Genomic DNA, 13,905 nt, shown 5'->3' with positions numbered 1-13,905 from the left:
AGCTTCCTATCATATAACGGATTTCGCTCCATGACCAACCCGCCCGCCGCCCGGCAGATTTTGCACGAAGTGTTCGGTTATCCCGAATTCCGCGGCCGGCAGGAGCGCATTGTCAACACGCTGGCCGGGGGTGAAAGCCTGCTGGTGCTGATGCCCACCGGCGGCGGCAAAAGCCTCTGCTATCAAATTCCCGCGTTGATGCGCGAAGGTGTGGCGGTGGTGGTGTCGCCGCTGATTGCCTTAATGAACGATCAAGTAGCCGGCCTGCATGCCGCCGGCGTGGCTGCGGCTTGTGTGCACAGCGGCACACATCCCGATGAAGTGCGCCAAATCGCCGAAGATATTGCCCGAGGCCGTCTGAAACTTTTATATGTGGCGCCCGAGCGGCTGGTAAACGAGCGCTTTTTGCGCTTTCTCGATCAAAACACCATCAGCCTGTTTGCCATTGATGAAGCGCATTGCGTGAGCCAATGGGGGCACGATTTCCGCCCCGAATACCAACAATTGGGGCTTTTGGCCGAGCGCTATCCCGATATTCCGCGCATCGCGCTCACCGCCACGGCCGACGCCGAAACCCGCGCCGACATCAAGCATTATCTCAAGCTGGAGCAAGCGCCCGAATTTATCGACAGCTTCGACCGCCCGAATATTTATTACCAAGTGATTGAAAAAAACAACGGCAAAAAGCAGCTGCTGGATTTTATTCAAAAGCAAATGACCGGCCAAAGCGGCATTGTGTATTGCTTGAGCCGCAAAAAAGTGGAAGATGTGGCTGCCTTTTTATGCGGACACGGCCTCGATGCCATTGCTTATCACGCCGGCTTAAGCATGGAAACGCGCGAAGCCAACCAACGCCGCTTCACCCGCGACGACGGCGTGATTGTGGTGGCCACGGTGGCTTTCGGCATGGGCATCGACAAGCCCGATGTGCGCTTTGTGGCGCATCTGGACATGCCGCAAAGCGTGGAGCATTTCTATCAGGAATCCGGCCGCGCCGGCCGCGACGGCTTGCCTGCCGCCAGCTGGCTCTGCTACGGGCTCAATGACTGGGTGATTTTGCGCGAACGCATTCAGCAAGGCGCCAGCGAAGAGATGCAGAAAAACATCGAATTGCAAAAGCTCGATGCCATGCTCGGCGTGTGCGAAACCGCCGACTGCCGCCGCGTGATGCTGTTGCAGCATTTCGGCGAAACGAGCGCGCCCTGCGGCCATTGCGACAACTGCCTGCACCCGCCCGTGCGCTTTGACGGCACCGTGTTGGTGCAAAAATTATTAAGCTGCGTGTATCGCGTCGGCCAGCGCTTTGCCGCGGGCTATGTGATTAACGTGTTGCGCGGCAAGGGTGACGATTGGATGGCGCGCAACGGCCACGATAAATTGTCCACTTTCGGCATCGGCGATGCGCTTGGCGACAAAGAATGGCGCGGCGTTATCCGCCAATGCATCGGCTTGGGGCTTTTGAATGTAAACGTCACGCTGCACCAATCACTTCAGCTCACCGAAGCGGCCAAAGCCGTATTGAAAGGCAGCCAAGCCGTGTGGCTGCGCCCGCTCAAGCGCGAAAAAGCCGCCACCCAAAAGCCGAAAGAAGAATGGCTGCGCACCGAGCGCGAAGAGCGGCTGTGGCAGGCTTTGCGCAGCTGGCGCATGGAAAAAGCCCGCGCCGAAGAAGTGCCCGCCTATGTGATTTGCGGCGACAAAACCCTGCGCGATGTGGTGGAAAAAATGCCGCAAACCCCCGCCGATCTGCACCACATCTACGGCTTGGGCGAAGCCAAAATCAATAAATTCGGCCAAGAAATATTGGCCGTCTGCCAAGGGGAGCGGCCGTCTGAAGCCGCGCCTGCCGGTGCAGAGCCGAGTAGCGAACGCGCACGCGGTTTAGAGGCCGCACTAAGCGCTTGGCGCGAACAGCAGGCACAAAGCGAAGGCACAACCACCGGCAAAATTTTCAGCGACGACAGCCTGCGCGATATGGTGGAAAACACCCCCGCCACCGAGCTCGATGTGCAAAGCATTTACGGCTTGGGCGACGTGCGCATTCAAAAATACGGTGCAGGCATTCTTGCCGTGTGCGCCCCGTTTTCAGACGGCCTCAGCCCTGCCGCCGAACAGCGCCGCCAACGAATGCGCGCCTTGTTGCAATGGTGCGGCCAAACCGCCGCTGCCGAAAATCTCGAAGATTACCAAGTGCTCAGCAAAATCACCTTGCGCGCCATTGCCGCCAAACAGCCGCAAACCTTAGCCGGTCTGCGCGACATCCACGGCATGGATGAGGAAAAAACCGCGAAATACGGAGAAGCGCTGTTGGCGGTATGCAGAGAGGCCGTCTGAAAACGGTTGGAAAATTCACAGCAAAACAGCAGTACGGGAAAATAATGGCAATCAAGTCACCTAAAATATGGACTTCTTTTGAAGACCAATTAACATTATTACAACAACGCGGAATGATTGTAGAAGATAGAGACAAGGCGTTGCATTATTTGTCTAAATTAGGCTATTACCGTTTGAGTGGCTATTTTTATCCCTTCCGTCAGTTTGACGGCAGCGGACGCCGTGCAGATTGTTTTGCCGAAGCAACCTATTTTAATGATGTGTTGGCACTGTATATGTTTGATAAAGCATTAAGGGTGCTGGCTATGGATGCTTTAGAGCGGATTGAAGTAGCCGTAAAAGTAGAGGTTGCCTATTTACTCGGCAAGCATCATGCCTTGGCACACGAAGATCCTACATTTTTCCAAAAAGATTCAGTCAATTTCCAACATGCGAAATGGTTGAGCAACTACCAAAAATTGCTGAATAGGGAAAAACAGAAAAACGATGTCAAATCGGAGCGGCAAAGCTCTTTTGTACAACACCATATGCACCATTATGACGGTGCGCTGCCTATTTGGGTCGGATGCGAAGTGTGGGATTTCGGAACATTGTCCAATTTATTTCGAGGTTTAGAATTTAAATACAGCGACCAAATTGCTAAAAAATACGGTATCCACTCAGGTAAAGCATTAAGCTCATTTCTTTATACGTTCAACACAGTACGCAATATTTCCGCACACCACGGCCGCTTATGGAATCGCGGTATTGTCGGCCGTGCCAGCTTGGCCGCCATTAAAGGCCCGCAGTGGAAACGGCTCAATAATGAGCAAGCGTTTACCGCTTTTTGTTTGATGCAATGGATGATGCAGAATATTTGCCCGAATTCGGAATGGAAAATCAGAGTGAAAAATACCATCAAAAAATTTCCCATTGTTCGAGGGGGTGCAGTCAATGAGGTCAATCTTCAGCGCTTCGGCATTCCTGATGGAATGGATCTGGAACGTTGGCAGCTGTGGAACAGGTGAATCAAGCTGAAAAAAGAAAGCCCCCAACTCTGTACTGCACCAGCCTTTGGCTTCTCAGAGAAGGGGGGGTTATTGATTTGATCATAGAATAAAGCAAGAAGCCTGTCAAGTTTGAAGCAAAACAAAGGCCGTCTGAAAAGGGTTTCAGACGGCCTTTGTTTCATTCCTCACGCGGCATTCGGCGGTGCCACGGCTTTCACATAATTGAGCGCGATAAACTGCTTGTCGGCATCCACTTCGGCCACGCTCACTTTCATTTGCGTGCGCGGCAGGGCATCAAACGGAATGCCGCCGGCGCGCGCCACCATGGGCAGGCCGTCGATGCGCACCAAATCGTCTTTCAAAAGCGTGGCGGTTAATTCTTTAATGCCTTGCTGCTGCAGGTAAACCAGGCTCCAATAGGCTTCCATTTGGCGCTGGAAATCGGCATAGGCCGAATAGGCGGTGTCGAAATCGCGCAGCGCGGCGAATAAATCGGCATCGTTTTTCTGATAAAGCCAGCGTAGCCTGTGTAGCCTGTGTGCCATAGGCACGCACGCGTTTTTCATTTAACCTGAGGCCGTTTGGGAGATTAATGTTTCAGACGGCCTTGGGCGTTTGTAATTAAAAAGCCAACGCAAGTTGGTTAAGACGCGTGCGTGCCTATGGCACACACCCTACACACAGGCTGCGCTGGCGACTCACTTTTTTTAAAATTTTATATCAGTCAACTGACCTTAATGCGCCTCTTCCCAATCATCCCCCACACCCACTTCCGCCAACAGCGGCACATCCATTTCCCCCGCTTGCTGCATAATCTCGGGCAGTTTCGCCCTCACCAAATCCAGCTCGCTATCCGGCACTTCCAGCACCAATTCATCGTGCACCTGCATAATCAGTTTGCTCTCAAGGCCGTCTGAAGCGAGCCAATGGCACACGTCTATCATGGCGCGTTTGATTAAATCGGAAGCGGTGCCCTGCATGGGGGCGTTGATGGCGGCGCGTTCGGCACCGGCGCGCTCGTTACCGTTTTTGCTGTGGATGCCGGGCAGATACAGGCGGCGGCCGAGCACGGTTTCGACGTAGCCTTGCGCGGCGGCGAGCTCTTTGGTGCGCTGCATGTAGTCGGCCACGCCGGGGTAGCGGGCGAAGTAGCGGTCGATAAAGCTTTTGGCGGAGAGGGCGTCGATGCCGAGCGATTTGGCGAGGCCGTATTGGCCCATGCCGTAAATGAGGCCGAAGTTGATGGTTTTGGCGTAGCGGCGCTGCTCGCTGCCCACGTTTTCGGGGGCGATGCCGAACACTTCGGCGGCGGTGCGGCGGTGCACGTCTTCGCCGTTTTGAAAGGCTTCGAGCAGGGTTTTGTCGCCGCTCAAGTGCGCCATGATGCGCAATTCGATTTGCGAATAGTCGGCCGACACGATTTTGCTGCCCTCGGGCGCAACAAAGGCGCGGCGCACGCGGCGGCCTTGTTCGGTGCGGATGGGGATGTTTTGCAGGTTGGGGTTGTTGCTGGCGAGCCGGCCGGTGATGGCCACGGCTTGGGCATAAGTGGTGTGCACGCGGCCGGTGGCGGGGTTGATCATTTCAGGTAGCTTGTCGGTGTAGGTGGATTTGAGCTTGGCGAGGCTGCGGTTTTGCAAAATGATGCTGGGCAAGGGGTAGTCGGGTGCGAGCTGCTCGAGCACGGCTTCGTTGGTGGACACGCCGCCGCTGGCGGTTTTTTTCAGGCCTTTGGTGGGAATGCCCATTTTGCCGAACAAAATTTCCTGCAATTGTTTGGGCGAATTGAGGTTGAAGGGTTGGCCGGCAATTTCGTAGGCCTGCTGTTCAAGCCGCACCAATTCGGTGCCCAATTCGTGGCTTTGGCGGGCAAGCTCGTTTTTGTCGATGAGCACGCCGTTGCGCTCCATGATAAACAGCACTTCGGCCACGGGCAGCTCGAGTTTTTCATACATTTCAAGCTGCTTGGCATCCATTTGCGCTTTCAGACGGCCTTCGATGCGCAAGGCGAAATCGGCGTCTTGCGCGGCATATTCGGTGGCTTGCTCAACGGCCACATCGGCAAACGAAATCTGCTTGGCGCCTTTGCCGCACAGGCTCTCATAGGTGACGGTGGGCAGGCCGAGCCAGCGTTCGGCCAATTCGTCCAAACCATGCCCCAAGTGGCTTTCCACAATATAGGAAGCGAGCATGGCATCGCCGGCAATGCCGTTTAATTTGATGCCGTAGTTGTACAACACATGTTCGTCGTATTTCAGATTTTGGCCGATTTTTTTCAGACGGCCTGATTCGAAATAAGGTTTCAGACGGCCTAATACATCGTGCAAATCCAATTGTTCGGGCGCGGCGGTGGGCGTGTGGCCGAGCGGAATATACACGGCAACGCCCGGCGCAAAGGCAATGCTGATGCCCACCAGCCGCGCCTGCATGGCGTCGAGACTGGTGGTTTCGGTGTCGAGGCCGATTGCTTCGGCCATATCGAGCCGCGCCAGCAATTCGGCAAAGGCGGCTTCGGTGGTGATGGCTTGATAATCGAGCGTTTGCGGGGCTTCAGGCAGCGTATTTTTTATTTCAAGCGGCCGCTCGGCTGCCAGCGCAGCTTGTTCGCCGATATCGAGCGTGGCAAACAAATCTTCGCCGTTGCCTTCGCTGATGCGGGTTTCGGCTTCTTTGAGCCAGGTGCGGAAATTCAGGCGCTTGAATTCCACCGCCAATTGGCTCCATTTTGGGCTTTGGCGGTGCAGGCTGTGCAGGCCTTCAGGCAATTCGCCGTGCAAATCGACATCGGTTTTGATGGTAACCAATTCATAAGAGAGCGGCAGGCGCGGCAGCGCGGCTTGCAGATTTTCACCCACTTTGCCTTTGATTTCATCGGCATGCGCCATCACGCCTTGCAGCGAGTCGTAACTTTCCAGCCATTTCACCGCCGTTTTGGGGCCGCATTTTTCCACGCCCGGCACGTTGTCGACTTTATCGCCCATCAGCGCCAGATAATCGATGATTTGGTCGGGGCGCACGCCGAATTTGTGTTTCACGCCTTCAATATCGAGCGTTTCATTTTTCATGGTGTTGACGAGGGTGATGCGTTCGCTCACCAATTGCGCCATGTCTTTATCGCCGGTGGAAATCACCACATTCCAGCCCGCTTCTTCACCGGCTTTGGCCAGCGTGCCAATCACATCATCGGCTTCCACATCGGGCACCACCAGCACCGGCCAGCCCATCAGCCGCACCAACTCGGGCAACATCTCGGCCTGCGGGCGCAAATCATCCGGCATGGGCGGGCGCGTGGCTTTGTAGTCAGGAAACATATCGTGGCGGAAATTTTTGCCTTTGGCATCAAACACGCAGCAGCAATGGTCGTGCTGGTTGTCTGCACGCAGGCGGCGCAGCATGTTCAATACGCCGTAAAGCGCGCCCGTGGGCGTGCCGTCGGGCGCGGTGAGCGGCGCCATGGCGTGATAAGCGCGGTAGAGATAAGATGAGCCGTCGACTAAAAGCAGGGTTTGGGAAGACATAATTCAAGGCCGTCTGAAAGATTCAAGATAGGCTGATTATAAAGGAAATAAGAAAGGCCGTCTGAAAGCTTCAGACGGCCTGATAAGGTGCACACCATCAAGGTTTACGGCTTTTCCACCGCCTCCAGCCCCAACCTTATCCAGCGCAAAGCCCGCTCGTGCCGCGCCTGCGTGGCTTCCCACAGCGTGTCTTGGTCGAGAATCGAATATTCGCCCTCGGCGGTGACGAGGTTTAAATCGCTGTCGTGATCGGCGAGCCATTGTTCGCTTTGATAATAAAGCTGCAAACCCTGCCACAGGGTTTCAGCGGCCTGCCATTGCTGCTGCGCGGCTTCCAGCTGGCGGCAAAGCGCTTGATATTGCTCATATTGCTGCTGCATTTCTTGCGGATGAAACAACATTTCCGACCTCCGGTAAAAAGTAAACAGCCCGATGATAATACAAAAGGCCGTCTGAAAACATAACGCTTTCAGACGGCCTGTGTCGTTAAATATAGTGGAATGCAGAATAAAGCGATACAAGGCAACAAGCCGCAGAGCATACAACAGTACGGCAAGGCGCAGCAACGCCGTAGCGCTTTTTTATGCATTTCACTATATCAATGCACCCAGCGCGAATGCAGTTTGCGGGTGGCAGCATCGAGCAGCCAGCCGAGCGCGCCGATGAGCACAATGGCGGCCATTAATTCGGAATAGGCAAGCCGGTCGCGGGTGTCGAGAATAAAATAGCCCAAGCCTTCGTTTACACCCAACATTTCACAGGGCACGAGCACAATCCACACCACACCGATGGCTAAGCGCAGGCCGGTGAGGATGTGGCCGAACACGGCCGGCAGCATGATTTTAAAAAGCATTTCGCGGCGGGTGGCGGCGAGCGAATGGCCGAGTTGCAGCCATTGGCGGTCGATGGCTTTCACGCCGGTGGCGGTGTTGAGCAGAATCGGCCACACGGCGGCAAAGGCGAGCAGAAAATAAATCGGCGCATCGCCTATGCCCAAAAGCATCACCACCACGGGCATCCACGAGAGCGGTGAAATCATGCGCAAAAATTGAAACGATGTGCCGGTGAGCTTTTCGGCCAGCGCCGATTGGCCGATCAGCAGCCCCAGCGGCACGCCGAAAGCCAGTGCCCACAGCAAGCCCACCGCCACGCGCTTGAGGCTGGCGATAATGTGGCCGGTGAGCTGGTTGTGAATCAGCAAATCCCACAGGCTCTGGAAAGTGGGCACAGGCGCGAGCATATTGGCCAGCGGCATGCGCTCTGCCAAGAGCTGGGTGCCGATTTGCCAGACAATCAGCAAAATCAGTAAGCCGGCGGCGCTGAGGGCGGGGGTTTTCAGGGAAGATGGCATAGGGGTTCCTTGATGTGTGCTGTTTTTTTATAAAGGCCGTCTGAAAGGGTTGGAAGAAGCTTCAGGCGGTTTGTTTTGTTTTTTGGGGTTCGAGGTAGGCAAACCGCAAGTTTGCTTAGCCACAACCGCCATCTCTTCACATCTCTACGCTACACCGCAATCATTTCTTCGCGCGTCCAGCCGTTTAAGCCGAATAATTGCTGGAATTGCCCGGCTTCAACCGCCTGCTTCACAAAGCGCGCATCCACCAAATCTTGCGCCACATGCTGCGGGCTTAATTCATCAAGAAAACGGTTCACACCGGCGATATGGGTTTCTTTGAGCATTTCCACCAGTTTTTCGGTGTAGGAAGGATAGGGATAAGGCTGAAAATCGATGCGGCGCTGGTGCCATTCGGGGTGGCGGATAATGCCGCTTTCGGTGTAGCGCGCCCAGGCTTCGGGCGCGGGGGCGAGCACGTTTTGCAGCACTTTGTCTTCATGCGGGGTGTATTTGTGCGGCCCTTGTTTGGAGAGCATCAGCGCGGTGTCGGCGCGGTGGCCGGCGGCCCAAGCCTGGCCTTCCACCAGCGCGGAAACCACGTTTTGCACCCATTCGGGGCGGCGGGCAATATCGTGCTCCTGCATCAGCGTCACGCAGCAGGCGTGGTCGCGCCACACATCGCCGGAAAAGCGCAGCACCTTACCCACGCCTTTGGCTTCGGCCACGGCGTTGAACGGCTCGGCCACGATAAAGCCGGCAATGGCACGGTTAGCGAGCGCGGCCACCATGTCGGAAGGCGCCATCACGCTCAATTTCACTTCGCCCGCTTGCGGGTTTTTCTCCACCACTTTGAGGCCGTGTTCGCGCAAAATCTTTTGCAGCACCACGTTGTGTATCGAATACCAAAACGGAATCGCCACGGTTTTGCCGCCCAAACCGGCGATGTTGGCAATATCGGGCGCAACCGTGAGCGCGGAGCCGGCCATATGGTTCCACATCACCACTTTAATCGGCGAGGCGCTGCCGTAGCGCGCCCAAATGCTCATCGGCGACAATAAGTGAATCAGGTTGACTTGGCCGCTGAGAAAGGCTTCCACCAGCGAAGCCCAACTGCGAAACAGCACCGGCTTGGCCACATTATTCACACCGTGTTTGGCAAACAGACCTTGCGCGTGCGCCACCAGCAAGGGCGTGGCATCGGTGATCGGCAGATAGCCGATTTTCAGCGGCGCATCGGGATTTTGCTCGGCGCGCTGCCCGCAGGCTTGCAGCAGCGGCAGGCTGCCGGCGGCGGTAAACAGGGCGGCGAGCTTGAGAAATTCACGGCGGCTGGGCATATTTTGAATCCTTGCGTGTGTTGGTTTTGTTTTTACAGGCCGTCTGAAACTGGAAATATTTCCTGCTCAATCAATTGCTTGAACCAGGTTGCTTTTGTGGGCAAAACCCACGCTGCGGCTTTTTGATTGATACAGGCCGTCTGAAAGGATCGTCATCGGTTTGAGTTTGTGGCTTTCAGACGGCCTAAATCACAAATTCCACCGTTTCCACCTGCCGTTTATGGCCGTGGGCATCGCGCAGCGCCTGCAGAATTTCCACGCGCTCGCTGTTCATTTCCAGCAGCGCATCGTGGCGCGGATAAGGCAGGGCAAGCTGCCATTCTCCGATTTGGCGGCCAGGCTTGTTGCCGATTAGGATGGCGCGGTCGGCCAGAATCAGCGCTTCGTCGATATCGTGTGTCACCATCACCGCGCTGGCGTTGTGGCGGCTGATTAGCGTGCGCAGCAAATCCTGCATTTCGGTGCGCGTTACTGCATCGAGTGCGGAAAAAGGCTCGTCGAGCAGCCACACTTCGGGGTTGCGCGCCAGCACGCGCGCCAGCGACACGCGCTGCGCCATACCGCCTGAAAGCTCGGCGGGAAACATCTCGGCCGCGTGCGAGAGCCCCACTTCTTCAATGGCTTCTTCCACCCGCGCCCGGCGCGCGGCGCGCCCCAATTCGGGTTGGCTTTTGAAATCAAGGCCGAAAGAAACATTGTCGCGCACATTGAGCCACGGCAGCAGCACCGCTTGTTGAAACACAAACCCTAAGCGCGGGTGCGGGCGGGTGAGTGTTTTGCCGAATAATTGCACCTCGCCCTTCAAAGGCTTGGCCAGCCCGGCCAACACGCGCAAAAGCGAAGATTTGCCCACGCCGCTGGGGCCCATCAGGCCGATTAGCTCGCCCTCGGCCACATCGAGCGAAAAATCCTGCAAGATAGTGGTGAGGCTGCCTTGGTGGGTGTAGCCCAGGGTGATGTGGCGGGCGGAGAGCAGCGGCATGATGGTTGTCCTGATGAAATGGGTGCAGTTTGGTACTGTAATCAATCTGTGCTCAAAAGAGAAAGAATTTAAATCGCTATGCTAATAATTTTCGGCTATATCGCGCTTGGCGCCGGATGGGCAAGGCTGCGCCCGTGTGTGTTGATTGTCGATAAATTGGATGATGGCCGTATTCATGCCTACATGCGTTTATCATTTATATTTATATTCAAGGCCGTCTGAAAGATAAATGTTTCAGACGGCCTGGATGTTTACCTTCAAAACAAAAAACAAACCTTGGCCGTCTGATACCAATTCAAAAAAGTAAGCTAACAAGGCGGCGAGCCGAAGACAGTACACCTATAGATGCGGCAATTAATTATTGAATATTCACATCCTCTTACCCGCAGCAGAAACCTGTTCCCTCTCCCGTGGGAGAGGGCTAGGGAGAGGGCAACAAGCCAAAGGCTTGTTTGCCGGTATCTGAAAATGTTCAATATTTATTTGCCGAATCAATAGTACGGCTAGGCGAGCCAACGAAGTTAGGTTATTTTTTTGGATTGGTATGAATGCCCGTTTGCGCTGCCGTATGGCGCATATGCCGATTCGGCTATAGAATAAAGGCCGAGCCAATCCAACAGAAAGCCCTGCCATGAGCCTGAGCAAAAAGCTGCCCCACCCGCGCCTACCGGAAGATGTGCGCCGCGAAGTGCACGCGCGCGAGTCGTATCATGTGTTGAAAATCATTTCCGAATTTGTGGAAGCGGGCGAAGAGCTGCGCGCCATTCAGCCGGCGGTGAGCATTTACGGCAGCGCCCGCACGCCGGTAGACCACCCCGATTATCTTTTTACCGAGCGGCTTTCGCGCAAATTGTCGGACGCGGGCTTTTCGGTGATTTCCGGCGGCGGCCCCGGCATTATGGAGGCGGCCAATAAGGGCGCGTTTGCCGGCGCCAGCCCGGCGGTGGGGCTGAATATTGTGTTGCCGCACGAGCAGGGCGCCAACCCTTATCAGGATTTGTCGATTAAATTCCAGCATTTTTTCCCGCGCAAAGTGATGTTTGTGAAGCACGCGGTGGCCTATGTGGTGATGCCCGGCGGCTTCGGCACGCTGGATGAATTGTTTGAAAGCCTCACCCTCGTGCAAACAGGCAAAACGCCGAGCCGGCCGATTATCTTGGTGGGACGCAGCTTTTGGCAGGGCATGATCGATTGGATCGGCGATCAGCTTTTGGAAAGAGGCATGATTTCGCCGTCGGATTTGGATTTAATGCAGATTGTGGATGATGAAGATGAAATTGTGGCGCAGATTTTCGCCCATTTCGAATGCCGCACCGATGATTTGTGCATGAACGGCGATAATCCTTGGGCGCTGGGTTTGTAAGGCCGTCTGAAAAGCGAGATATTGTCACAAAAGGCAAATGCCGTCTGAAACATTTTCAGACGGCATTTGCCTTTTTTCAAACCATCAATAAGATTTATACGGCAGAAATTTGCCCGACATCACGATATTCACGCGGTCGCCCGCCTCGTTGGGCTCGCGTTGGATGTCCATCGAAAAATCAATCGCGCTCATAATGCCGTCGCCGAATTCTTCATGAATCAGCGCTTTCATGGTGGTGCCATACACGCTGATCACTTCGTATAAGCGGTAAATCAGCGGGTCGGTGGGCACGGCGGTGGGCAGGCAGCCTTTATAGGGCACTTGTTGCAGCCATTTTTCGGCATCTTCGCCCAAATCGAAAATATCGGCAATGATTTCGGCCTGCTCGGCATCCAAGGCCATCTGCCCCAAGCAGGCGGCGGTTACCCATTCTTTGCTCAAGCCCACTTGGGCGGCCACTTCTTCCCATTTCAAGCCTTTGGCCACTTTGGCGGCGATAATCATTTCGGTCACTTGGTTGCGGTCGGTAATCATGATGAAGCTCCTTTTGATGATGCACTAGGGGAATAACGGCACACGCCGTGATAAAGTGGATCGATTGGAGTTGGCAAAGCTGCGCGGCGGCGCCGAAATGGTTTATATCGTTGATATTCTTTCTTCAAATCTTTGTTTTAAGATTGAAATTTCATGAAACATCTTTACGGCTGAAAATCATCCACTTTGGCCTGATAGCTTTTGAGCAAGGCCGCCGATTCGGCAAAACGTTGTTGCTCATGCTCATCCAGCGGCACTTCAAACACCCGCACCGCACCTTTGCGGTTGATCACTGCCGGCACACCGATATACACGCCCTCTTGCCCCAATTCGCCCTCCAACAGCGTAGACACGGTCAACACCACGTTTTGGTTGTGCAAAATGGCGTTGGAAATGCGGCTCAAGCCCATGCCGATGCCGTAGCTGGTGGCGCCTTTGGCTTCGATAATGGCATAAGCGGCATCACGCACATGGCTGTGGATATCGTTCATCAACTGCTCACCGTTTTCATGCGCGGCCAAAAGCTTTTTCAGCGGCATACCGGCAATGCTGGCCGCGCTCCAGGCGGCAATCACGCTGTCGCCGTGTTCGCCTATCATATAGGCATCTACGCTCACCGGCGCCACACGGAAAGCCTCGCCCACATAATTGCACAAGCGCGCCGTATCGAGAATGGTGCCCGAACCGATTACACGCGATTTGGGCAGGCCGGAAAATTTCCAAGTGGCATAAGCGAGCACGTCCACCGGGTTGGTGGCCACCAGAAAAATGCCGTCAAAGCCCGAGCCCATCACCGCACCGACAATGCTGTGGAATACCTTCAAATTATTATCAATCAAATCCAGCCGCGTTTCGCCCGGCCGCTGCGGCACACCGGCGCAAATGCACACAATATCGGCATCGGCGCAATCGGCATAATCGCCCAGCTTGATTTGGGTGGGCGTTTGCGCATACAAAATGCCGTCTTGCAAATCGCGCACTTCGCCAAGCGCTTTTTTGCGGTTGAGGTCAATCAACACCATCTCATCGCAATGGCCTTGATTAAACATGGAAAATGCATAGCTGATGCCCACCGCGCCGGTGCCGATAATCACCACTTTATTGCCGACTTTTTTGGTCATAATGCCGCTCCTATTGTGTTTGCAATCAAAATAAACCGCTGATTGGACAATTATATAGCAATTTTTCCATAACACACGGCAACACTGCGTTTCAGACGGCCTGTGTTAAAACCCTATCGCCGGCGCCCTTTATCTGCACGATTGAAAGCCCGGCAAAACGCTTGCATATTGATGCCATGTTTTAAAGCCGCTAGGCCAACGCAAACCAAAATGGCGAACCGGCAAGATTTATTGAAAACTGAAACAACATTGTGCAAACACAGCCGATGGTTGAATATCCTCAATTATTCAAACTTATCCACTTTTCACCCCACCGCAAAATTTAAATTGCGTTAAGGCCGTCTGAAAAGCCGGCCTGCGCGGCGCGGCTTCAGCGCCAATCTGTTAAAATCGG

General features: G+C 54.7%; 10 protein-coding genes and 1 pseudogene. 3 read left to right on the top strand and 8 right to left on the bottom strand.

What is annotated here, in order from left to right:
* Positions 1-30: 30 nt before the first annotated feature.
* Both recQ and LVJ78_RS00335 read left to right on the top strand, forming a co-directional pair.
* Complete coding sequence (gene recQ, locus LVJ78_RS00340) at positions 31-2,334, top strand: DNA helicase RecQ (protein WP_132952746.1); 2,304 nt, start codon at positions 31-33, stop codon at positions 2,332-2,334.
* 113 nt (positions 2,335-2,447) lie between these two features.
* On the top strand, positions 2,448-3,341 hold the full coding sequence (locus tag LVJ78_RS00335; RefSeq protein ID WP_244802580.1) for an Abi family protein: 894 nt from the start codon (positions 2,448-2,450) through the stop codon (positions 3,339-3,341).
* A gap of 167 nt (positions 3,342-3,508) precedes the next feature.
* Here LVJ78_RS00335 and LVJ78_RS00330 read toward each other — a convergent pair.
* The 6 genes and pseudogenes from LVJ78_RS00330 to LVJ78_RS00305 all read right to left on the bottom strand — a co-directional run.
* Positions 3,509-3,838 (bottom strand): annotated as a pseudogene (locus LVJ78_RS00330) (RNB domain-containing ribonuclease); the annotation flags it as partial.
* A 219-nt stretch (positions 3,839-4,057) separates the two neighbouring features.
* Entirely contained in the window at positions 4,058-6,841 is a 2,784-nt protein-coding gene (polA, locus tag LVJ78_RS00325) for a DNA polymerase I (protein ID WP_132952742.1), read from the bottom strand.
* Positions 6,842-6,945: 104 nt separating this feature from the next.
* Positions 6,946-7,362 carry a DUF4298 domain-containing protein gene (locus tag LVJ78_RS00320; protein WP_244802579.1) on the bottom strand — a complete coding sequence of 139 codons (417 nt, stop codon included), beginning with the start codon at positions 7,360-7,362 and terminating at the stop codon, positions 6,946-6,948.
* A gap of 77 nt (positions 7,363-7,439) precedes the next feature.
* Complete coding sequence (locus LVJ78_RS00315; RefSeq protein WP_132952737.1) at positions 7,440-8,192, bottom strand: ABC transporter permease; 753 nt, start codon at positions 8,190-8,192, stop codon at positions 7,440-7,442.
* Positions 8,193-8,341: 149 nt separating this feature from the next.
* Positions 8,342-9,511, bottom strand: coding sequence for an ABC transporter substrate-binding protein (locus LVJ78_RS00310; protein ID WP_132952735.1), 1,170 nt, complete (start codon positions 9,509-9,511; stop codon positions 8,342-8,344).
* A gap of 184 nt (positions 9,512-9,695) precedes the next feature.
* The gene (locus LVJ78_RS00305) at positions 9,696-10,493 is read right to left on the bottom strand and encodes an ABC transporter ATP-binding protein (RefSeq protein WP_132952733.1); all 798 of its coding nucleotides are present in this window, start codon (positions 10,491-10,493) and stop codon (positions 9,696-9,698) included.
* Between the two features lie 631 nt (positions 10,494-11,124).
* Here LVJ78_RS00305 and LVJ78_RS00300 point away from each other — a divergent pair.
* Positions 11,125-11,856 (top strand): LOG family protein, encoded by a 732-nt coding sequence (locus LVJ78_RS00300; protein WP_132952731.1) that lies wholly within the window; start codon positions 11,125-11,127, stop codon positions 11,854-11,856.
* Between the two features lie 84 nt (positions 11,857-11,940).
* Here LVJ78_RS00300 and cynS read toward each other — a convergent pair whose 3' ends face one another.
* Complete coding sequence (cynS, locus tag LVJ78_RS00295; protein ID WP_132952729.1) at positions 11,941-12,390, bottom strand: cyanase; 450 nt, start codon at positions 12,388-12,390, stop codon at positions 11,941-11,943.
* A 164-nt stretch (positions 12,391-12,554) separates the two neighbouring features.
* Positions 12,555-13,511 (bottom strand): L-lactate dehydrogenase, encoded by a 957-nt coding sequence (locus tag LVJ78_RS00290; RefSeq protein ID WP_132952727.1) that lies wholly within the window; start codon positions 13,509-13,511, stop codon positions 12,555-12,557.
* Positions 13,512-13,905: the final 394 nt, after the last annotated feature.

The organism is Uruburuella suis (assembly GCF_022870845.1).
GTDB classification, from domain to species: Bacteria; Pseudomonadota; Gammaproteobacteria; order Burkholderiales; family Neisseriaceae; genus Neisseria; species Neisseria suis.
This window is presented reverse-complemented; position numbering and strand designations above follow the sequence as displayed.

Coding starts and splice junctions, on each gene's coding strand:
- recQ (WP_132952746.1), top strand. CDS start 31: ATGACCAACCCGCCCGCCGCCCGGCAGATTTTGCACGAAGTGTTCGGT.
- LVJ78_RS00335 (WP_244802580.1), top strand. CDS start 2,448: ATGATTGTAGAAGATAGAGACAAGGCGTTGCATTATTTGTCTAAATTA.
- polA (WP_132952742.1), bottom strand. CDS start 6,841: ATGTCTTCCCAAACCCTGCTTTTAGTCGACGGCTCATCTTATCTCTAC.
- LVJ78_RS00315 (WP_132952737.1), bottom strand. CDS start 8,192: ATGCCATCTTCCCTGAAAACCCCCGCCCTCAGCGCCGCCGGCTTACTG.
- LVJ78_RS00310 (WP_132952735.1), bottom strand. CDS start 9,511: ATGCCCAGCCGCCGTGAATTTCTCAAGCTCGCCGCCCTGTTTACCGCC.
- LVJ78_RS00305 (WP_132952733.1), bottom strand. CDS start 10,493: ATGCCGCTGCTCTCCGCCCGCCACATCACCCTGGGCTACACCCACCAA.
- LVJ78_RS00300 (WP_132952731.1), top strand. CDS start 11,125: ATGAGCCTGAGCAAAAAGCTGCCCCACCCGCGCCTACCGGAAGATGTG.
- cynS (WP_132952729.1), bottom strand. CDS start 12,390: ATGATTACCGACCGCAACCAAGTGACCGAAATGATTATCGCCGCCAAA.
- LVJ78_RS00290 (WP_132952727.1), bottom strand. CDS start 13,511: ATGACCAAAAAAGTCGGCAATAAAGTGGTGATTATCGGCACCGGCGCG.